General features: G+C 68.3%; 15 protein-coding genes and 1 tRNA gene. 10 read left to right on the top strand and 6 right to left on the bottom strand.

From position 1 onward, the window contains the following. Nucleotides 1-110: 110 nt before the first annotated feature. Nucleotides 111-1,400 (bottom strand): FhaA domain-containing protein, encoded by a 1,290-nt coding sequence (locus HUN07_RS00195; RefSeq protein WP_174907201.1) that lies wholly within the window; start codon nucleotides 1,398-1,400, stop codon nucleotides 111-113. A gap of 195 nt (nucleotides 1,401-1,595) precedes the next feature. Here HUN07_RS00195 and HUN07_RS00200 point away from each other — a divergent pair. Both HUN07_RS00200 and HUN07_RS00205 read left to right on the top strand, forming a co-directional pair. Beyond that, nucleotides 1,596-1,678, top strand: a tRNA-Leu gene (locus tag HUN07_RS00200). Between the two features lie 760 nt (nucleotides 1,679-2,438). Further along, the gene (locus HUN07_RS00205) at nucleotides 2,439-2,927 is read left to right on the top strand and encodes an FBP domain-containing protein (protein WP_174907203.1); all 489 of its coding nucleotides are present in this window, start codon (nucleotides 2,439-2,441) and stop codon (nucleotides 2,925-2,927) included. 41 nt (nucleotides 2,928-2,968) lie between these two features. On the opposite strand, the gene HUN07_RS00210 is transcribed toward HUN07_RS00205, so the two are convergent. The 3 genes from HUN07_RS00210 to HUN07_RS00220 are packed head-to-tail and all read right to left on the bottom strand — an operon-like array spanning nucleotide 2,969 to nucleotide 5,842. Next, nucleotides 2,969-3,562: a hypothetical protein gene (locus tag HUN07_RS00210; RefSeq protein ID WP_174907205.1), complete on the bottom strand. Its 594-nt coding sequence runs from the start codon at nucleotides 3,560-3,562 to the stop codon at nucleotides 2,969-2,971. A 55-nt stretch (nucleotides 3,563-3,617) separates the two neighbouring features. Further along, the gene (locus HUN07_RS00215) at nucleotides 3,618-4,355 is read right to left on the bottom strand and encodes an IclR family transcriptional regulator (protein ID WP_174907207.1); all 738 of its coding nucleotides are present in this window, start codon (nucleotides 4,353-4,355) and stop codon (nucleotides 3,618-3,620) included. Beyond that, nucleotides 4,355-5,842, bottom strand: a complete 1,488-nt coding sequence (locus HUN07_RS00220; protein WP_174907209.1) for an APC family permease — start codon at nucleotides 5,840-5,842, stop codon at nucleotides 4,355-4,357. Before HUN07_RS00220 ends, HUN07_RS00215 begins: the two co-directional genes overlap by 1 nt. 238 nt (nucleotides 5,843-6,080) lie before the next feature. Here HUN07_RS00220 and HUN07_RS00225 point away from each other — a divergent pair, with 238 nt between their 5' ends. From HUN07_RS00225 to tatA, 3 genes are read left to right on the top strand one after another with little or no spacing between them, the layout of a single operon-like run. Further along, a complete protein-coding gene (locus tag HUN07_RS00225; protein ID WP_174914272.1) occupies nucleotides 6,081-7,658 on the top strand; it encodes a flavin monoamine oxidase family protein in 1,578 nt (525 codons plus the stop codon). Nucleotides 7,659-7,687: 29 nt separating this feature from the next. Further along, the gene (locus HUN07_RS00230) at nucleotides 7,688-8,362 is read left to right on the top strand and encodes a Rid family hydrolase (RefSeq protein WP_174907211.1); all 675 of its coding nucleotides are present in this window, start codon (nucleotides 7,688-7,690) and stop codon (nucleotides 8,360-8,362) included. Beyond that, entirely contained in the window at nucleotides 8,362-8,562 is a 201-nt protein-coding gene (gene tatA / locus HUN07_RS00235; RefSeq protein ID WP_174907213.1) for a Sec-independent protein translocase subunit TatA, read from the top strand. Before HUN07_RS00230 ends, tatA begins: the two co-directional genes overlap by 1 nt. Before the next feature lie 69 nt (nucleotides 8,563-8,631). On the opposite strand, the gene HUN07_RS00240 is transcribed toward tatA, so the two are convergent. Continuing rightward, nucleotides 8,632-9,087, bottom strand: a complete 456-nt coding sequence (locus tag HUN07_RS00240; RefSeq protein WP_174907215.1) for a MarR family winged helix-turn-helix transcriptional regulator — start codon at nucleotides 9,085-9,087, stop codon at nucleotides 8,632-8,634. A gap of 186 nt (nucleotides 9,088-9,273) precedes the next feature. On the opposite strand from HUN07_RS00240, the gene HUN07_RS00245 reads away from it, so the two are divergent. Further along, nucleotides 9,274-10,725, top strand: a complete 1,452-nt coding sequence (locus tag HUN07_RS00245) for an MFS transporter (protein ID WP_174907217.1) — start codon at nucleotides 9,274-9,276, stop codon at nucleotides 10,723-10,725. A gap of 163 nt (nucleotides 10,726-10,888) precedes the next feature. Here the strand turns inward: HUN07_RS00245 and HUN07_RS00250 are convergent, their stop codons facing one another. Continuing rightward, a complete protein-coding gene (locus HUN07_RS00250; protein ID WP_174907219.1) occupies nucleotides 10,889-11,908 on the bottom strand; it encodes an FAD-dependent oxidoreductase in 1,020 nt (339 codons plus the stop codon). A gap of 281 nt (nucleotides 11,909-12,189) precedes the next feature. On the opposite strand from HUN07_RS00250, the gene HUN07_RS00255 reads away from it, so the two are divergent. From HUN07_RS00255 to HUN07_RS00270, 4 genes are all read left to right on the top strand, one after another. Next, on the top strand, nucleotides 12,190-13,161 hold the full coding sequence (locus HUN07_RS00255; protein WP_174907221.1) for a YncE family protein: 972 nt from the start codon (nucleotides 12,190-12,192) through the stop codon (nucleotides 13,159-13,161). A 426-nt stretch (nucleotides 13,162-13,587) separates the two neighbouring features. Further along, complete coding sequence (gltB, locus tag HUN07_RS00260; RefSeq protein ID WP_174907223.1) at nucleotides 13,588-18,183, top strand: glutamate synthase large subunit; 4,596 nt, start codon at nucleotides 13,588-13,590, stop codon at nucleotides 18,181-18,183. Further along, entirely contained in the window at nucleotides 18,176-19,639 is a 1,464-nt protein-coding gene (locus HUN07_RS00265) for a glutamate synthase subunit beta (RefSeq protein WP_174907225.1), read from the top strand. The genes gltB and HUN07_RS00265 overlap by 8 nt, the downstream gene beginning before the upstream one ends. Before the next feature lie 234 nt (nucleotides 19,640-19,873). After that, complete coding sequence (locus tag HUN07_RS00270) at nucleotides 19,874-21,643, top strand: Ig-like domain-containing protein (protein ID WP_254622701.1); 1,770 nt, start codon at nucleotides 19,874-19,876, stop codon at nucleotides 21,641-21,643.

Here is a 21,643-nt window from a genome sequence, read left to right on the forward strand (position 1 = left end):
TTCAGCTGGCTGCATCATATGTGGAAGCCGCCGGTGGTGATCATGATCTTGTGCCGGGCCCGGTGTCCCGAGCCGCGGCGCGCGTTGTTGGTACGAGGTGTCCTAGGTGGTCAGAGGATACGCACCAGGATTTCGGAGTGTCCGGCGCGAATCACGTCACCGTCGGCGAGCTGCCAGTCCTGGATGGGCGCGCCGTTGACGGTGGTGCCGTTGGTGGAGCCCAGATCCGCCAGCATCGCGACCTGGCCGTCCCAGCGGACGTCGAGATGGCGCCGGGACACGCCGGTGTCGGGAAGGCGGAACTGCGCGTCCTGCCCGCGTCCGACGATGTTGCTGCCCTCGCGGAGCTGGTAGAAGCGCCCGCTGCCGTCCTCGAGCTGCAGGGTCGCGGTGAGCGTGCGCCCGGCCTCGGGGGCGTAGCCGGCCTGGTAGCCCTGGTCGTACCCCTGCTGGCCGTAGGCCTGGTTGTAGCCGGCCTGCTCGTAGCCGCCCTGGTAGCCCTGGTCGTACCCCTGCTGGCTGTAACCCTGCTGGTCGTAGCCGCCCTGATAGTCCTGCTCGTATCCCTGGTTCTGGTAGCCCTGGTCGTAGCCGGGCTGGTTGTAGTCCTGGTGGTAGCCGGGGTACTGGCCCGGGTACGGCTGCTGCGCGTCGTACTGCTGCTGGTAGTCCTGCTGGTAGCCGCCCTGGTCGTAGCCGCCCTGCTGCGGATAGCCCGCGTCCTGCGGATAGCCGGCGTCCTGCGGGTAGCCGCCCTGCGGTGCGGCCCCGTACGCCTGCTGGCCGTAGCCCTGCTGGTAGTCCTGCTGGTACTCGGCGGCCGGTGCCGTCTGCTGATCCTGTCCGGGGTGCGCGCTGCCGTTGTGCGGGTACTCGCGGTCCTGGCCGCGGTCGTCCCTGGGCTCGCGGCCGGGCTCGTAACCGGAGTTCTGCGTCATGGGGCCTGCTCCTGGGGTCGGTGATACGGGTACGGGGGCGCGTCCTGCCCGAGGGTCGGGCCCGGATCCGGCGGCCTTGCCGCGGCGTGCATCCGGATCGACCGATCCCATCGTGCGGAACTGCCCGGTGTGCAGTGTCGGTGACGCCTCGAAACGGACGTCGATGTCACCGTAGGTCTGCCACCCCTGTTCGCGGATGTATCCCTCGAGGTGTCGCGCAAAAGATTTCACAGTCAGCTCGTGATCCGACGCCAGCTTCTCGTGATCGGACTCGTTGATGGTGATCACGTAACTGTTCGGGGCCAGGTAGTGGCCGCCGTCGAGCTGCTGGACGCGGTCGGTGGCCTCGCGCTGCAGCGCGGCTTCCACTTCCTGAGGTACGACGCCACCGCCGAAGACGCGCGCGAAGGCGTCTCCGACGGCCCCCTGAAGCTTGCGCTCGAAACGTTGAACGATCCCCACGGCATAACCTTGCTGTTGTTGGTCGCGGTCTGTCTGCGTGTCGCGGCGGCAATACTGCCTGCCACCGCCCCTGCATGATATCCGGACGCCCTGTCGGAGGCGGTCCGGTAGCCGACCCGAAACCTCGCTTTTCGCCCCCTACCTGCACGAATCGTCATTTTTGAGGAGTGCATGCTAGTGTTTTCCACGTCGCTCGGGCGAGTGGCGGAATGGCAGACGCGCTGGCTTCAGGTGCCAGTGTCCTTCGGGACGTGGGGGTTCAAGTCCCCCTTCGCCCACAATGAACGAGGTCACGAACTCGAAAGGGTCCGTGGCCTCGTTTTCGTTTCGGGCCACCGGTCGTCGACGTGTTCGCAGAGTTCCCCGATGGGGCTGATCCTGACGTCGCCGTGCGGATCCACCCAGACCGGTTCCGTTCCGCGCAGCCGAGGTACGAGCAGATGGCGGCCCCGACTGCGGCTTCACCGAACTCGGCATCCATCGTCAGACCGTGGCCGGCGTTGAAGCCGCTGACACCTCGAACGCCCTGCCAGCCGATCGAGACGTGGTACTCGCTGTCGAGCGAGAAGTCCCAGACGAGACGATCGACGTTCACTTCCCGCCCGTACCGCAGGCATCGGAGATCGCGTGCGACAGCGCCGAGTGCCCGCACCCATGCCCCGGGTGGGTCGAAAGCCGGGTTTCCGTCCGGTTCGGCGGCGCTGTCGTGCATCGGGATGCGCCACACCAGGCTGTCGTGGTTCCACGGATCAGGAAACGGCATGACGTCATCTTTGCGTGTTCAGGGCGTCCGATGAGCCTCTGCGCCCATTCCGTCTCTATCGGCGCGGCATTCCGTCGCTTGCGGCGAGGAGTGGGCGCTCAGGCCGACTGCGCAGCGCCCGCGACCACCCGCCCCCGGTCGCGCACGGGCACGGCGAGGCCGAGCGTCCGACGCGGATCTCGTCGATGCCGCGGATAATCGTTTGTTCGTCCCCCGGGCCGGTCGTATCGTGGCGGTGATTAGCTGTCCGAACGATCGAAGGGATAGGTCCTGCTATGGATCCGATCACCGAACGCGACCTCCGCGCATCGTTCGTCAACTGTTCGAAAGGCGACGCGAAGCGCCTGCCCGCGCCGCGTGATCTGGACGGCCGGCCCTGGGACGACCTGGACTTCCTGGGCTGGACCGATCCCGCCTTCCCCGGCCGCGGCTACGTGGTTCTGCCCCGCGCCGACGGCCCGGTCGGCGTCGCGATGCGGTTCGAACCGAACGGCTCCGGCAAGTCGCAGATGTGCGCGATCTGCCTCACCACGCACACCCGTGGCGGTGTCGCGCTCATGACCGCGAACAAGGTGGGCGAGTCGGGGCGGGCGGGGAACTCGGTGGGCATCTACATGTGCATCGACCTGGCCTGCTCGCTCTACGCACGCGGCAGGAAGAAGCCCACGCTCGGCAGTCGGTACCGCGAGGACCTCAGCCCGGAGGAGAAGACGGAACGGGTCCGCGAGAACATCAACGCGTTCGTCGACCGGTTGTATGCCTGACCGACCGCCGACCGGATCAGTGGGCCAGTCCCCGAGCACCTTCAGGCGCTCACCGATGTCGATCGCGTCGGCCCGGAGCTCGGCGTGACGGGGACACAGCCCGCCCGGCTGCGGCGGGGGAGGACATGCCCGGCCGATCTTGCCGCGAAGAGCAGGCCGACCAGTGCCAGCCCGGTCGCATCGCGGATCCGGTACCGGCGGTTGTCGCTGCACACCCGCTCGAGTTCGCTCCGGGGAATCGGCCGTGATGTCACCACCGGTTCGCCGGACGCCACCACCGTCACGCGCAGTTCGTCCGCAGGCACCGGATTCACCACGGATCCGCAGACGGTCTCCGTCTGACCGACACTGTCTGCCGGAACCGAGTAGGACGCGAATATCGCTGTCGCGCTGCCGGAAAGCGCCAGAGCGGCGACGACGGCACACGTGAACCCGAACAGATGCCAGTACCTGCTGCGCCGGCGTTCACGCCACCAGGCAACGGTGAGCGCGGCGCCGACGGCGGTGGACAGCACCCAATGCCACCACGGGGAAGCGCCGATCAGGAGGTACCCCGACCACGCGACGGCCGCCCAGAAGGCTGCGGTGATCCAACCGGTGGATACGCGTTCCGAGCGGTGTTCCTGGAGCGTCACCACCGCAGTCTCGCAGCTGGGTTGCGGGTTCGGCGCCACTTCGGGCCGCGTCTGCTCAGGTGGTCGCGCCCGCCACCACCCGCCCCGCGTAGGCGCGCAGCAACTCCACGAGCTCGTCGTCGTCGACCGCGAGCCGCCCCGTGGGGCCGATGGCGGCGAGGCACCCGACGACGGCGCGCCCCCGGTCGTGCACGGGCACGGCGAGGGCGGAGCGTCCGACGCGGATCTCGTCGACCTCGCGGGCCGGCTCGCCGCGCCGGATCACCGACAGTTCCAGTTCCAACGTGTCCGGGTCGGTGATGGTGCGGGCGGTGACCTTCCGGAGCGGGCCGGACACCAGGTCGGGTCGCGACGCGAGCAGCAGTTTGCCGATCGCGGACGCGTGCGGTGCGTTCACCAGTGTCCGCTCGCCGCTGAGTTCGTGGTCGGGGTCGCGGTCCACCAGGCGCACCCGGCCGGCCGTGTACGACGCGAGGTACACCCCGTACCGCACCTGCGCGCGCAACTCCTCGAGCACGACGCGGTTGTCGACGGGGGTGGCTTGTTCTGCGGCCCCGGCCAGTTCGCGGGTGCGACGGCCCAGGGCGAACCCGGACAGGTCGGCGATCCGCACGAGGTAGCCGTCGGCGACGAGGAGGTTCAGCAGTCGATAGGCGGTCGCCGGCGGGATGCCGGCCAGGGCCGCGATGTCTTTCGCGGACGCGCCGGAGCCCAGTCGGGCGGCGGCCTCGAGCAGTGCGAGGGCGCGCTGCACCGCACGCGGTTCGTTCCCGCCGAGGTCGCGGACCGCCATCAGCGTCCGCCCCGGCCGACCAGGATCGTCTCCCCGGTCGCGTCGGCGGCGAACAGCCCCGCTCCAGGCAGGACGTCGGCGGTCTCGGCGCTGTCGAATGCACCCATCCGCAGCAGGGCGTCGGGCCGGCGACGACGTAGATGAGCGCGCCACGACAGCCCCGAAGCGAGGATCACGATCACCGCGATCGGCACTACGTACGACGCGTCGATCATGTTGACGTACAACAGGTATCCGAGTACCGCCACCCCGGCGCCGCTGCCGAGCGCGCCGGCGGCGAGCACTCCCGGTGTCTGCTCGCCGATCCGGCTCAGGAACCGGACCGACGCCACCGCCACCACGACGTACGCGACGATGACCGCGCCGCGCACCACCAGTCGCAGGTCCCCGAACACGACACCGGTGCCGAATATCGCGAACGTCCCGCCGCCGAGCAGGACGACGCCGACCACGAGCGTCAGCGCGACGTCCGGCGTGCGGAAGGAGTGGTGCACGCGGGCACACCACGACGGCAGCACCCGCTCGACGCCGAGCGAATACACCAGGCGCGACGCGGCATTCGACGACGCCATCGCCGACGCGAGCCACGAGCAGCACAGTCCGACGTTCAGCACGATCACCACCAGCGGGCTCACTCCGGTCGCGGTGCCGTGCAGGTACGCGTTGACGAGGGTGTCGCTGCGCCCGGTCCACGCCGACCATCCGGCGAGCACGAACAGCGAACCGCAGATCACCGGCGTCAGCAGCACGGTGCGGGTGACGGTCACCAGCGGTCGGCGGGCCTCGGGACCGAAGAAGGCGGCGCTCTCGAATCCGGCGAGCGCGAACAGCGCCGCGAGCATCAGCGCGAGCATCCCGTGCCCCGACGTCGGTGGGACGATCGCGACCTGGGAGGCGCTGTCGCCGAACAGCATCAGGCCCACGATGAATGCGAGTGAACAGGTCTCGATCGCCAGGATGGCGATCGCGGCGAAGCGCACGCTGCGCACCAGGCACAGCAGGATGCACACCGCCAGAACGGGATACACGATCGGTGCCGGTGCCCCGATGCCCGCGAACGCGAACAGCGCGATCACCGCCTGCCCGCCGTGGTAGAGCGTCATCACGGCGCTGCCGACGTACTTGACCAGCATCGCGACCGCCGCGGTGAGGGCGGCCCGTGACCCGGATCCGCGGAAGGCGAAGCTGTGGAGCCCGCCGGCCGCGGCCATGCGTCGGGTGAACTGCGAGAGGCAGAATGCTATGAGGGTGACCGCGACCGTCGCGGCCAGGATCGTGAGCATGCCGCCGAGCAGGTGGCCGTGGGTGAGCATCGTGACCGGCAGTACCACCATCGACACGGCCGGCGCGGTGGTCGCGACCGACTGCGCCAGCACCTCGACGCCCGACAGTTGCCGGCGGCCGAGCGCCCGCATCGGCGACAGCGCAGGCCGCCCGGGTTCACGGACGGTGAACGAGCGCGCGATCGCGTCGGTGAGTGCGGACATAGCGCGTGACGCTAGTCCGGCTGTGTAACAGGGATATTGCCGGCGTGCTTCCACCGATCGCACCCGCCTGAGACGCTTTGAGCACGCAGGGGCCCGTGTTCTCAGTCGGCCGCGCTGAACCGTTTCACCGGTGACAACTTCCCGACCCGAGCCGTATCCAGGATGAGTCCCAACGGATCACCCGGATCGCCGGGCGGACATTTGGGAGCGTGAAATGGCATTCACACGTAGATCTTTCATGCAGGCGCTCGGCGTCACGGGTGGCGCGGGCTTGGCGTACGGGGCGATGTCCTCGATCGGTCTGGCGCCGGCCACCGCGGCGACGCCGAGGCGCTTCCAGTCGCTGGCACCGGGTGACCTGGTCGGTTCGGTCGCGGGGGATCACTCGGTGGTGATCCTCGGCGGCGGACCGGCGGGGCTGTGCGCTGCGTACGAGATGCGCAAGGCCGGGTACAAGGTGACCGTGCTCGAGGCGCGGACCCGGCCCGGTGGCCGCGTGTGGTCGGTGCGGGCCGGTACCGAGGAGACGGATCTGGGCGGCGAGACCCAGAAGTGCACGTTCTCCGAGGGCCACTTCTTCAACCTCGGCGCGACCCGCATCCCGCAGGGGCACATCACCCTCGACTACTGCCGCGAGTTGGGCGTCGAGTTGCAGATCTTCGGCAACCAGAACGCCAACACGATGATCAACTACACGGGCAGCCGGCCGCTGGCCGGCCAGTCCATCACCTACCGGGCGGCGAAGGCCGACACCTTCGGGTACATGTCCGAACTGCTGCAGAAGGCCACCAACCAGGGCGCGCTCGACGACGTCCTCACCAAGGGGGACAAGGACGCACTCTCGGAGTTCCTCACCAGCTTCGGTGATCTGTCCGACGACGGTCGCTATCTCGGTTCGCCGCGCCGCGGCTACGACACCGAGCCCGGCGCCGGTCTCAACTTCGGCACGCAGAAGCAGCCGTTCGGGATGCAGGACGTCATCCAGAGCGGCATCGGCCGCAACTTCGCGTTCGACTTCGAGTACGACCAGGCGATGACGATGCTGACTCCGGTGGGCGGCATGGACCGCATCTACTACCGCTTCGCGGAGGAAATCGGCGACAGCCTCGTCTACGGTGCGGAGGTCACGTCGATGAAGAACGCCCCGGACGGCGTGACGGTGGAGTACAGCGTCGGCGGGCAGCGCAGGTCCGTCACCGCGGAGTACGCGATCTGCACCATCCCGCCGCACCTGATCGAGCGGCTCGACAACAACCTGCCGTCCGAGATCATCACCGCGCTGCGGGCCGCGAAGCCGTCGTCGTCGGGCAAGCTCGGCATCGAGTACTCCCGCCGCTGGTGGGAGACCGAGGACCGCATCTACGGCGGTGCGTCGAACACCGACCGCGACATCTCGCAGATCATGTTCCCGTACGACCACTACAACTCCGACCGCGGCGTCGTGGTCGCGTACTACAGCTCGGGGCGACGCCAGCTCGGATTCGAGTCGCTCACGCACCGGCAGCGTCTGGCGAAGGCGCTCGCCGAGGGCTCGGAGATCCACGGCGACAAGTACACCCGTGACATCTCGTCGTCGTTCTCCGGTTCGTGGCGGCGCACCAAGTACTCGGAGTCGGCGTGGGCGTCGTGGGCCGGGGCCGGGGACTCGCACGGTGGCATGGCCACGCCCGAGTACACCAAGCTGCTCGATCCGGTGGACCGGATCTACTTCGCGGGCGACCACCTGTCCAACGCCATCGCGTGGCAGCACGGCGCGTTCACGTCGGCCCGGGACGTCGTCACGAACATTCATCAGCGTGTGGCCCAGGCCGCCTGAATTCCAGTCACATTCGCAGAGGAGCCACCATGAAATCCGTTGCCCGCAAGACCTTCGCCGCCACCCTCGCCGCGTCGGCGCTGCTCGTCACGGCGACCGCGTGCTCGTCCGACACCGCCGAGGCCGAGACCACACCCGGGAGCACCTTCGTTTCCAAGTCGGTTCTCGAAGTGGGAGAGGCGAATCCGATGATCGCGCAGGGTGTCGCGATAGGCGCGAACACTGCGGTCTACAAGACCAGCGGCATCGGACCCTCCGCGTCCGACAAGTCGGCGCCCGAGGGCACCCCCGAGTCGTACATCGACAGCCAGTTCGGCGGGGGAGTGCTCCCCGCCGGTGTGACGGTCACCGAGGCGCAGGGCATAGGCGTGCTCGAGAAGATTCGCGACAATCTCGAAGCCCAGGGACTGACGCTCGAAGACGTCGTCACGATGCGGGTGTTCCTCGACAACGCCCCCGGCACCGACCGGGCCGACTACGCCGGCTGGAACCGCGCGTACCGCCAGTTCTTCGCCAACACCAACCTCGAGACCGGCGACACCGTGCTGGTCCCGATGGGCACCGCGGCGCCCGCCGCGCCGATCGAACGGAACAGCGCCCGCCCCACCCGGTTCGCGCTCGAGGTCGGGACGCTGCCGGTGGCGGGCTGGCTCGTCGAGGTCGAGGTGGACGCCGTCTACCCCGACGGCAAGGAGCCGTCCTGATGGGCGCGCTGAGCCCGGGGCACTGGGCGATCGTGGCGGTGGTCCTGCTGGTGCTGTTCGGGTCGAAGAAGCTGCCCGACGCCGCCCGCGGCCTGGGCCGGTCGCTGCGCATCCTCAAGAGCGAGGTCGGTGAGTTGCAGGCCGACGACCAGTCGACCGAGGTCGGGGCACCGGAATCCGCGAAGCGCCTGTCGGCGTAGTTCCACCGAGAAGAGAAGCCGCGCAACGGAAATCTGTTGCGCGGCTTCTTCACGTCCGGAGGCCGCCGGTCACGGCCGGGGCCAGGGCCGTCCGCCCATTCTCTCGATGTCGGTATTGAACCGTTTGAGGTAGGCGGCGAAGGCGGCGACGTCCTCGGCCTCCCAGTCCTCCATCATCTTGTCGAGCGCCGTGATGCTCCCCGCCCGTTCCGCATCGAGGCGGGCCTTGCCCTCCGCGGTGATGCGGAACTTGCGGGCCATCCCGCCCTCGGGGTCGGGGATACGTTCGAGGAGTCCGCTACCGAGCATCGAGGTGGTCTGCCGGTGCAGGGTGGAGGTGTCGAGGCCGAGGGCGTCGCTGAGCTGTCCGATCGACATGGGGCCCTCGATGTCGATGCGGCTGAGCAGCACGTAGGCGCTGCTGTCGAGGTGGCCGCCGCTGCGCCGGGGGCGCGGGCTGTTGTGGTGCACGTGTCGACCGAGCAGCATGGTCTCGAAGTCGATCAGATGCGTGGGTTTCTGCATTTCGGTCCTCTCACAACCCGCATCGGTCCTCGGCGCTCGATGCCCTCCCATTGTGCCCCGTGAAACCGGACATATCACCCTAGCTGGGAATTTGCGCGATACAACTTGATTGCACGATACAAGTTGGTTGTATGCTGCAACTAGTTTGAGTAACGAAATCCGTTGATCTTAGAAGTTGGGAGTCCCGTGGACAGCTCCGCGTCCACCGCCCGTTCGGGCGGCATCGTCACAGTGCTGGCGGTAGCCGGCATCGTGGCGGCACTTATGCAGACCCTGGTGGTGCCGCTGATCGGCGACCTGCCTCGCATCCTCGACACGACGGCGTCCAACGCGTCGTGGGTCATCACGATCACGCTGCTCGTCGGCGCCGTCGCGACGCCCGTCACCGGACGGCTCGGTGACCTGCTCGGCAAGCGGCGCATGCTGCTGTTCTGCTCGTTCCCCCTCGCGGCCGGTTCGGTGATGTGTGCACTCGCCGACTCCCTGGCTCCGATGGTCATCGGCCGCGGCCTGCAGGGCCTCGGCATGGGAATGGTGCCCCTCGGTATCAGCGCCCTGCGTGAGCTGGTGCCGCCGCAGAAGCTGGGATCGTCGATCGCCCTGATCAGCGCGACCCTCGGCATCGGTGGCGCGCTCGGTCTGCCGATCTCGGCGGCCGTCACGCAGAACACCAGCTGGCGCGTGCTGTTCTGGGGCTGCGCGGTGCTCAGCGTCGTCATCGGCGTCCTGATCTGGCGTCTCATCCCTGCCACCCCGGCCATGGCCGCGGGCGGCCGGTTCGACTACGTCGGTGCGATCGGCCTCGGCGCCGGCCTGGTGAGCCTGCTGCTGGCCGTCTCCAAGGGTGCCGTCTGGGGCTGGGGCAGCGCGTCGATCCTCGGATTGTTCGCGGCCGCGGTCATCGTGCTCCTGGCCTGGGGATGGTGGGAGCTGCGCACCAGCGATCCGCTGGTGAACCTGCGCCTGGCCGCCGGCAAGCAGGTGCTGCTGACCAACTCCGCGTCCGTCGTCGTCGGGTTCTCGATGTACGCGCAGTCGCTGATCATTCCGCAGTTGCTCCAGCTGCCCGAGTCCACCGGATACGGCCTCGGTCAGTCGATGCTCGCGATGGGTCTGTGGATGCTGCCCGGCGGCTTCGTGATGATGGCCGTCTCGCCGCTCGGCGCGAAATTGTCCGCCGCCCGCGGCCCCAAGGTCACGCTGGTGCTCGGCGCGCTGGTCATCGCCTTCGGTTACGGATCGTCGATGCTGCTGCTCGGGTCGACGTGGGGTCTGCTCGTGGTCGTCTGTATCTCCAACGCGGGCGTGGGCCTGGCCTACGGCGCGATGCCGGCGCTGATCATGGGCGCGGTGCCGCCGTCGGCGACGGGCTCGGCCAACAGCTTCAACACCCTGATGCGCTCGGTCGGTACGTCCGTGGCCGCCGCGGTCGTGGGCGTCGTGCTGGCGCAGATGAGCGTCGACGTCGGTGGTCACACGATGCCCACCGAGGCCGGGTTCCGTACGGGTCTGCTGATCGGCTGTGGTGTCGCACTCGTGGCGTCGGCGATCGCGTCGGCGATTCCCGGCCGCAAGCCCGCCGCGTCGACGCATCCCGTCACGGCGGATGTCGACGAGAAGGTCGCCGCCAAGGCCTGATCAGGGCGTTCGATCCGGGCGATCGGACACTCCGCGAAGAAGTTCCGATCCCTGTGAGACAAACGTTCAACAGGTGCTACTGTTCGTCCTGCACTGGCCGCAGCTGTTCACTCGCTGCGGCCAGTAGCTATTTTGGCCCCCGCCCGCGCCGCGGGTGGATGTTTCACGCGAAACGGGAACCCAGCCTGACGGCGGCGTCGCGCACACCGATCCAGTGCCGCGCGGTCGCGACCCGGCCGACCAGGTGCGACGCCCGGACGAGTCGACGGGTGGGACGCCGCCGCGCCCGGTCGTAGCGGCGCAGCGCGTCGGCGACGGGGTGCTCGGTCAGCAGGCGGCCCAGCGTCACCGCATCGACCATCGCCTCGCACGCGCCGCGCCCCAGATTCGGGGCCATCGAGTGCGCGGCGTCGCCGATCAGCGCGACGTTGCCGCGCACGTACGACGGCAGCGGCGGCGACTCGTAGAGGTCGTGGTGCAGCACGACGTCGGGGTCGACCTGTTCGAGGATCTTGCGGATGTCCTGGTGCCAGTCGCCGAACCGGGCCCGCAGGAAGTCGAGCCCACCGGTCGACTCGGCGGGGGAGCGGACCGCCGCGAACCAATTCACCAGCCCGCCCTCGCGCGGCGTGATTCCGAACAGCGCACCCGGCCCCCACGTCTCGCTCACCGAGGCCGCCTCGCCCGGAATCCATCCGCGCCAGGCGGTCATTCCCGTGTACCCGGGTCGGTACTGCGCCCCGAACAGCACGTCGCGGGTGGCGCTGCGGGTGCCGTCGGCGGCGACGACGACGTCGAACCCGGCGAGCGTCGCCAGGTCGGGGGACGGTGTCGCGAAGCGGACGACCCCGCCCGGCAGGCCGTCGAGCAGTACGCCGTGCAGGGCGGGCCGGGAGATCAGGTAGGCGGTGCGGCGTTCGCTGTCGACCCGTCCGATCACCGACCCGTCCGGCCGCAGGAACGCGGCGCGGCGCTGCATCGCGCCCAGCTTCCGAACCCCGTCACCGACGCCGGCATCGTCCAGTGCCGCCACCGCCTGCGGCCACACCCCCAGCGCGGTTCCAGTCGTGGGCGGGGCCGCGGAACGCTCGAAGACGGTGACGTCCCAGCCGCGCCGGGTCAGATGATTGGCGGCCGTGAGTCCACCGATGCCGCCCCCGAGGATCGCTGCGCAACCAGCCATGCGAGGGACCGTACCGGAGGTGTCGCAATCCTTCCGGGCAGCGTTTCGCGCCGTCCCCGGATCGTCTGGGGTGTTTACAGGCTCGTGGGCACGGCGTCCAATGGAGATGAGAACTGATGCGCCGCCGTGACGGTGAGCGAGGTGGATGTCTGGTTTCGGGCCTGAGAGCGTGCCGGGTGCCGTCGGGAGTCGGCCGGACACAACCATGGTCGTCCCTGGTGGCGATGGCGGCGTCGGGCGCCCGACTCCGGCGATTCGTCCGCTTGGAGAAGGGAATACGCATGATCTCGTTGTCCACATCTGCAGCCGCGGTCGCCGTGTCGGTGGCGGGGCTGATGTTGCCCGGTCCAATTGTCCACGCGGACAACGTCACCACGACGATCTCGGTCGGCGGCGGACCGACCCAGGTGGCGATCGCGCCGGACGGTTCCCGCGCCTACGTCACCAACTACTTCGACGACACCGTCGCGGTGATCGACACCGCCACCGACTCCGTCGCCGCGACTGTGCCGGTCGGCAAGTTCCCCACCGGCGTGGCGGTGAGCCCCGACGGGGCACGGGCCTACGTCACCAACTCCGAGAGCGGCACGGCGTCGGTGATCGACACCGCCACCAACGCGGTCGCCGCCACCGTGCCCGTCGGTGCGAGCCCGGAGGGTGTGGCGATCACGCCCGACGGTTCCCGCGCCTACGTCACCAACTACGACGGCGGCACGGTGTCGGTGATCGACACCGCGGCCAACGCGGTGACCGCGATCGTCCCCGTCGGCCGCCTTCCGTCCGAGGTCGCGATCACTGCGGACGGCACCCGGGCCTACGTCGCCAACCAGGGCAGCGACGAAGTGTCGGTGATCGGGATTCCCCTCGACGTCGTCGTCGGGACCGTTCCGGTCGGTGACGGGCCGTTCGGGGTGGCGCTCACGCCGGACGGCACCCGGGCGTACGTCACCGCCTGGGACAGCGACGCGGTGTCGGTGATCGGCCTCCCGGTGAACGCCGTCGTCGCGACCGTTCCGGTCGGCGACAGCCCGTTCGGGACGGCGGTGACCCCGGACAGCGGCCGCGCGTACGTGACCAACTACGCGAGCGACACCGTGTCGGTGATCGACACCGCCGCGAACGCCGTCGTCGGGACCGTCACGGTCGGTGACAGCCCGTCCGCGGTCGCGATCACCCCGGACGGCACGCGCGCCTTCGTGACCAACTACGACAGCAACACGGTGTCGGTCGTCGCGATCGAACCCGGGGCCTGATCGGCACCGCTGCAACACCCCCGACACCGCAGCGAGATGCGGCCGCAGCGCGGCCGTAGGACGATCGTGGCAAAGCTGCAATTCGCCGCCCTCCCGGGGACGAAACATTCGTCCTAGGCTGTGACGTGCGCTGCATTCGCCCAGAAGGCGAACGCAAACTCGCAGGTCACAGCGTAGAGAGGGGAGCCTTGGTTGCGTTTGTCCCAGGGGTGTGAATTAACCTTTTCTCAACACGGTGGACTCATGACCGTTCGAAACGCCCTCGAGCAACGTCGCCGGGGCGGACGTCAGTCCCGTGCCGAGGCTCAATGACGAGCCATTCTCGGTCGGTGCCGAACACAGTGTCGTGTCGGTACATGCTCTGCAGTTGTATGGCCATCAGCGCTGCTGGTCGTCGGTGCATTTACGCATACGAAGGCAGTAGGTATGAAGCATCTTCCCGGGCCCCAGGGGCTCTACCACCCGGCAAACGAGCACGATGCGTGCGGCGTCGCATTCGTCGTCGACATGCACGGTCGTCGCAGCCGCGACATCGTCGAGAAGGCGATCACCGCGCTGGTCAACCTCGAGCACCGTGGTGCCGCGGGTTCCGAGCCCAACACGGGTGACGGTGCCGGCATCCTGCTCCAGGTTCCGGACCGGTTCCTGCGCGCCGTCGTCAACTTCGAGCTGCCCGCCGAGGGCACCTACGCCACCGGTATCGCGTTCCTGCCCCAGGGCGCCGACGCCGCCGACGAGGCCGCGTCCGGTGTCGAGAAGATCGTCGCCGAGGAGGGCCTGACGGTCCTCGGCTGGCGTGCGGTCCCCACCGACGACTCGTCGCTCGGCTCCCTCGCCCGCGACGCGATGCCGACGTTCCGTCAGGTGTTCATCGGAAGCGCCGGTTCCGCCGAAGACACCGTCACGGGCATGGACCTCGAGCGCCGTGCGTACGTCATCCGCAAGCGCGTCGAGCACGAGCTCGGTGACGCCGGTGCCGGCGAGGACGGCCCGGGCCGCGAGTCGGTGTACTTCCCCAGCCTGTCCGGCCAGACGTTCGTCTACAAGGGTATGCTCACCACCCCGCAGCTCAAGGGCTTCTATCTGGACCTGCAGGATGATCGGCTCGAGAGCGCGCTGGGCCTGGTGCACTCGCGCTTCTCCACCAACACCTTCCCGTCGTGGCCGCTGGCGCACCCGTTCCGCCGCGTCGCCCACAACGGTGAGATCAACACCGTCAGCGGCAACGAGAACTGGATGCGGGCCCGCGAGGCGCTCATCCGCTCGGATGTCTTCGGTGAGGGCGCGCTCGACAAGATCTTCCCGATCTGCACGCCGGGCGCCTCGGACACCGCCCGCTTCGACGAGGTGCTCGAGCTGCTGCACCTCGGCGGCCGCAGCCTGCCGCACGCCGTGCTGATGATGATCCCGGAGGCCTGGGAGCGTCACGAGAGCATGGATCCGGCGCGCAAGGCGTTCTACCAGTACCACTCTGCGCTCATGGAGCCGTGGGACGGACCGGCGTCGGTGTGCTTCACCGACGGCACCGTCGTCGGCGCCGTGCTCGACCGCAACGGCCTGCGCCCGTCCCGCGTGTGGGTCACCGACGACGGCCTCGTGGTCATGGCGTCGGAGGTCGGTGTCCTCGACATCGCCCCCGAGAAGATCGTGCGCAAGATGCGCATGCAGCCGGGTCGCATGTTCCTGGTCGACACCGCGCAGGGCCGCATCATCTCCGACGACGAGATCAAGTCGGAGCTCGCGGCCGAGCACCCGTACCAGCAGTGGATCGACGAGGGTCTCGTCCAGATCGACAACCTGCCGGAGAGCAAGTACACGTACATGACCCACGACCGGGTCGTGCTGCGCCAGCAGATCTTCGGCTACACCAACGAAGAGGTCAACCTCCTCGTCAAGCCGATGGCGATCACCGGTGGTGAGGCGCTCGGCTCGATGGGCACCGACACCCCGATCGCGGTGCTCTCGGCGCGCCCGCGGATGCTGTTCGACTACTTCCAGCAGCTGTTCGCTCAGGTCACCAACCCGCCGCTCGACGCGATCCGCGAGGAGATCGTCACCAGCCTGGGCGGCACCATCGGCCCCGAGGCCGACCTGCTGAACCCGTCGGCGGCGTCGTGCCGCCAGATCGTGCTGCCGCAGCCGATCCTGCACAACGACGACCTGTCGAAGCTGATCCACCTCAACGACAACGCCGAGTTCCCGCACTTCCGCAGCGTCGTCGTCCGTGGTGTGTACCCGGTCGCGAAGGGCGGCGAGGGGCTGCGCAAGGCCCTGGACACGGTGCGCGACAAGGTTTCCGAGGCGATCGCCGGTGGCGCCCGCATCATCGTGCTCTCGGACCGCGAGTCCAACGAGAAGTACGCGCCGATCCCGTCGCTGCTGCTGACGTCCGCGGTGCACCACCACCTGGTGCGCGAGAAGACCCGCACCAAGGTCGGTCTCATCGTCGAGTCCGGCGATGCCCGCGAGGTCCACCACATGGCGGCGCTGCTCGGCTGCGGTGCCGCGGCCGTCAACCCGTACATGGCCTTCGAGACCATCGACGAGCTGCTGCAGAGCGACCAGCTGCAGGGTCTGACGCTCGACAAGGCCGTTTCGAACTACATCAAGGCCGCCGGCAAGGGCGTGCTGAAGGTGATGTCGAAGATGGGCATCTCGACGCTCGCGTCGTACACCGGTGCCCAGCTGTTCCAGGTGATCGGCCTGTCGCAGGAGGTCGTGGACGAGTACTTCAGCGGCCTGCACTCCAACCTCGGCGGCATCGGCCTGGACGAGATCGCCGCGGATGTCGCTGTGCGGCACGCCAATGCGTACCTCGACCGTCCGGAGCTGCGCGCGCACCGCGAGCTCGAGGTGGGCGGCGAGTACCAGTGGCGTCGCGAGGGCGAGTACCACCTGTTCAACCCGGACACGGTGTTCAAGCTCCAGCACGCCACCCGGACCGGCCAGTACGAGGTGTTCAAGGAGTACACCAAGCTGGTCGACGACCAGTCCGAGCGCCTGGCGTCGCTGCGCGGTCTGTTCAAGTTCAAGACCGGTCTGCGCGAGCCGATTTCGATCGACGAGGTTGAGTCGGCCAGCGAGATCGTCAAGCGGTTCTCGACGGGCGCGATGAGCTACGGCTCGATCTCCGCCGAGGCCCACGAGACGCTCGCGATCGCGATGAACCGTCTCGGTGGACGCTCCAATTCCGGTGAGGGCGGCGAGCATCCGTCGCGCTTCACGCCGGACGAGAACGGCGACTGGCGCCGGTCGGCGATCAAGCAGGTCGCGTCGGGCCGCTTCGGTGTCACGTCGAACTACCTGACCAACTGCACCGACATCCAGATCAAGATGGCGCAGGGAGCCAAGCCCGGCGAGGGTGGCCAGTTGCCGCCGCACAAGGTGTACCCGTGGGTCGCCGAGGTGCGCGGCTCCACCCCGGGCGTCGGCCTCATCTCGCCGCCGCCGCACCACGACATCTACTCGATCGAGGATCTGGCACAGCTGATCCACGACCTGAAGAACGCGAACCCGCAGGCACGGATTCACGTGAAGCTGGTCTCGGAGATCGGTGTCGGCACCGTCGCCGCGGGTGTCTCCAAGGCACACGCCGACGTGGTCCTCATCTCGGGTCACGACGGTGGTACGGGCGCGTCGCCGCTGACGTCGCTCAAGCACGCCGGCGCCCCGTGGGAGCTCGGCCTCGCCGAGACCCAGCAGACGCTGCTGCTCAACGGTCTTCGCGATCGCATCGTGGTCCAGGTCGACGGTCAGATGAAGACCGGCCGCGACGTCATGATCGCGACGCTGCTCGGCGGCGAGGAGTTCGGTTTCGCCACCGCGCCGCTCGTGGTCTCGGGTTGCATCATGATGCGCGTGTGCCACCTCGACACCTGCCCGGTGGGTGTGGCGACGCAGAACCCGGTGCTGCGCAAGCGTTTCGCGGGCCAGCCGGAGTTCGTGGAGAACTTCTTCCTGTACATCGCCGAGGAGGTGCGCGAGCTGCTCGCCGAGCTGGGCTTCCGCACCCTCCAGGAAGCGGTCGGCCAGGTCGACGTCCTCGACACCACCAAGGCGCTCGAGCACTGGAAGGCGTCCAAGCTGGACCTGTCGCCGATCCTGCACAAGGTCGAGTCCGCGTTCATGGATCAGGACCTGTACTGCTCCGGCACGCAGGAGCACGGTCTGGAGAAGGCGCTCGACCAGCAGCTGATCGAGCAGGCACGCGATGCGCTCGACAAGGGCGAGGCCGTCGCGTTCGAGTCGGCGATCACCAACGTCAACCGCACGGTCGGCACCATGCTCGGCCACGAGCTGACGAAGGTCTACGGCGCGCAGGGCCTGCCGGACAACACGATCGACATCACCTTCACGGGTTCGGCCGGCAACAGTTTCGGCGCGTTCGTGCCCAAGGGCATGACGCTCCGCCTGCACGGCGATGCCAACGACTTTGTCGGCAAGGGCCTGTCCGGTGGACGCATCGTCGTCCGCCCGCCGCTGCAGACGGCCGCGGGATTCGTGCCCGAGGACAACATCATCGGCGGCAACGTGATCCTGTTCGGTGCCACCACGGGTGAGGTTCTCATCCGCGGCATCGTGGGTGAGCGTTTCGCAGTCCGCAACTCCGGCGCCACCGCTGTCGTCGAGGGCGTGGGCGATCACGGTTGCCAGTACATGACCGGCGGCAAGGTGGTCATCCTCGGCAAGACGGGACGCAACTTCGGCGCCGGCATGTCCGGTGGTGTCGCGTTCATCTTCAATCCGGACCGTGATTTCGGGACCAACCTCAACACCGAGTTGGTCGATCTCGAGGACCTCAGCGTCGAGGACTTCGAGTGGCTGCACGGCGCCATCGAGCGCCACCGCGACGAGACCGGATCCGAGGTTGCGGCCCGGATCCTCGCCGACTGGTCGCACCAGAAGGCACATTTCGCGAAGGTCATGCCGCGCGACTACAAGAAGGTCCTCGTCGCTATCGAGACCGCGAAGAAGAACGGAATCAACGTGGACGACGCAATCATGGAGGCAGCTCGTGGGTGATCCGAACGGCTTTCTGAAGCACACGTCGCGCGAACTGCCCATCCGCCGTCCGGTGCCGCTGCGCCTGATGGACTGGAAGGAGGTGTACGAGGATTTCTCCTCGGACACCCTCGAGACCCAGGCCGGCCGGTGCATGGACTGCGGTATCCCGTTCTGCCACAACGGTTGCCCGCTCGGAAACCTCATTCCCGAGTGGAACGACCTGGTCCACAAGGATCGGTGGCGCGAGAGCATCGACCGGCTGCACGCGACCAACAACTTCCCGGAGTTCACCGGCCGGCTGTGCCCGGCGCCGTGTGAGGCGGCGTGCGTGCTCGGCATCAACCAGGACGCCGTGACCATCAAGCAGGTCGAGGTCGAGATCATCGACCGCGCCTTCGACGAGGGCTGGGTCCAGCCGGTGCGCGCGTCGCACATCACCGGCAAGAAGGTGGCCGTCGTCGGCTCGGGCCCCGCGGGTCTGGCTGCCGCACAGCAGCTCACGCGTGCCGGGCACTCGGTGACGGTGTTCGAGCGTGAGGACCGCATCGGCGGTCTGCTGCGCTACGGCATCCCCGAGTTCAAGATGGAGAAGCGCCACATCGACCGCCGCCTGGCGCAGATGGAGGCCGAGGGCACGGTATTCCGCACCGGCGTCAACGTCGGTGTCGACATCACCGCCGAGCAGCTGCGCGAGCAGTTCGACGCGGTCGTCCTCGCCGGCGGTGCCACCGAGGCGCGCGACCTGCCGATCCCGGGCCGCGAGCTCGACGGCATCCACCAGGCGATGGAGTTCCTGCCGATCGCCAACCGGGTGCAGCTGGGCGATCTGGCCGAGCCGACCATCACGGCGAAGGGCAAGAAGGTCGTCATCATCGGCGGCGGCGACACCGGTGCCGACTGCCTCGGCACCAGCCACCGTCAGGGCGCCGAGAGCGTGCACCAGTTCGAGATCATGCCGCGCCCGCCGGAGCAGCGTGCCGACCAGACCCCGTGGCCGACGTACCCGCTCATGTACCGCGTCTCCTCCGCGCACGAGGAGGGCGGCGAGCGCGTGTTCTCGGTCAACACCGAGGCGTTCGTCGGACGCGAGGAGAACGGCCGGCAGGTCGTCGCTGCTCTGAAGGCCCACGAGGTCAAGATGGTGAACGGGCGCTTCGAGAAGGTCGAGGGCTCGGACTTCGAGCTCGAGGCCGACATCGTGTTCCTCGCGATGGGCTTCGTCGGCCCGGAGAAGCCGGGTCTGCTCACCGACCTGGGCGTCGACCTGGGCGAGCGCGGCAACGTCGCCCGCTCGTCGGAGTGGGCAACCAACGTCGACGGTGTCTTTGTCGCCGGCGACATGGGCCGCGGTCAGTCGCTGATCGTGTGGGCCATCGCCGAGGGTCGCTCGTGCGCGGCCGCGGTCGACCAGTTCCTCGAGGGATCGACGGCCCTGCCGTCACCGATCAAGACCACCAGCGCGCCCCAGCGCTGATTGCAGATTTCGGCGGGGACCAGCGTCGTTCCCCCGCCGATGTGAAGGCCCGAAGGCCCCGTTCCACGCAATTCGCCTCGCGTGGAACGGGGCCTTCGTCCGTTTCGACACCCTCTTTCTGGACGATCGACCAGAAAACGCTTATGCAACGATCCTGCAACGGCTAGGGTCCGCCTCGTGTGATGTACGCCACATAACCGCCAAGTCGGGGGGCGGGCTACCCGAGGAGGATCTGTGTTCTCGTCAACGCTTCGTAGACTCGCGACACCGGCGCTCGCCGCCGGTGCCGCGCTGGCGGTGATGATCGGCGCCGGTGCCGGCGTCGCCGCGGCCGCTGACCCGCCGTCGAGCAATACCGGCGTCGTCGACAACCTCAATTACTCGAAGACCGTCGTCGGCCCTGCGGTCCTGCATCCCGGCGATACCGTCACCTACAAGAGCGAGATCAGCTTCCGAGGCGGCCTCGAGCGGTCGATCGCCAAGATCAGGGACATTCCGCCCACCGGCTTCGTTCTGCAGAGCGCCAAGGCGACCTACCTCGGCGTCACCACCAGGGCCTCGATCACCAACGAGAGCGACGGTGGCGTCTCGGCCAAGTGCACGAGTGGCTGCACCTTTCTGGTCGGCGGCTTCGTGGTCAAGGGCGGTCAGCCCGTCACGTTGGAGGCTACCTACAAGGTGCCGGACACATTCGCGTTCGGAACCTACGACAGCGGTCTCCTCTTCGACGTGAACGCGTTCACCACCCAGTCGGGGCAGAACCCGTTCAACGTGAACGTGCAGGTGGTCGATCCCAACGTGACCACGGCGACCACGCTGCAGGCGCCGGCGTCGGCCAAGACCGGTGAGTCCGTCACTCTCACCGCCACGGTCGATCCGACGAATGCCGCCGGCCAGGTGCAGTTCAAGGACGGCGACAACAACATCGGTTCGCCGGTCACCCCGGTTAACGGTGTTGCGACACTTCCGCACACGTTCGACACAGTCGGCCCGCACTCGATCAGCGCGGTGTTCACCGCCGGTGCCGGGTTCCACAACTCGACGTCCACGGCGCACACCGTCGACGTCACCGCCGACACCACCACGACACTGCAGGCGTCGCCGAACCCGGCTCTCGTCGGCCAAGATGTGACCGTCACGGCGACCGTGACCCCGGCCTCGGCCGCGGGGCACGTCCAGTTCAAGGTGGACGGCGCGAACTACGGTGAGCCCGTTGCGGTCTCGAACGGTACCGCGAGCATCACCCGCACCTTCCCCGAGGCTTCGGCGCACAGCTTCACCGCCGATTTCGTCGGCACGGGCGGCTACAACAACTCCGCCGCGTCGTCGGCCGACTTCACCGTGAACAATCCCGACTGGAGCACCACGACCATCGTGGTCGAACCGGTGAGCGCCGAGGCCGGCAGCCCGACCAACCTCATGGCCACCGTCCGTCCGATCCCGACCGGCGGCGAGGTCGTCTTCCGCGTCGACGGCACCGAGGTCGGACGTGCCGATGTGGGCACCGCAGACGGTGTCGCAGTTCTCGAGCACACCTTCGACACCGCCGGTTCCTACCAGGTGGTCGCCGAGTTCACCGGCACCGAGGGCTTCGGCGCCTCCACCTCCGCCGAGTTCACTGCCACGGTCGCTCCGGCCGCGCCCGTGCTCACCGCGGTGAACGCGGACCTGAAGGTCCAGGGCCTGTCCGTGGTCGGCCAGACCGTCACGCTCACCGTGGACGTCAATCCCGCCGACGCGCAGGGCACCGTCCAGTTCTACAAGGGTACCGAGGCCATCGGCGGCCCGGTGGCCGTCGTGGACGGCAAGGCCACCATCACCACCTCGCTCGACTCCGAGGGCACGCAGGTGCTCAGCGCGAAGTTCCTCGGCGGCGAAGGCTTCCGGGACACCGTCTCGAATCCCGTGGTGCTGAACGTGTCCGCTGCGCCGGAGAACCCGGGCACGGGTGCAGGGAGCTTGGGCTCGCTGAGCGGGCTGTTCACCGGATCGCTGGGGAGCTGA

This window comes from Rhodococcus sp. W8901, from assembly GCF_013348805.1.
Taxonomy (GTDB): domain Bacteria; phylum Actinomycetota; class Actinomycetes; order Mycobacteriales; family Mycobacteriaceae; genus Prescottella.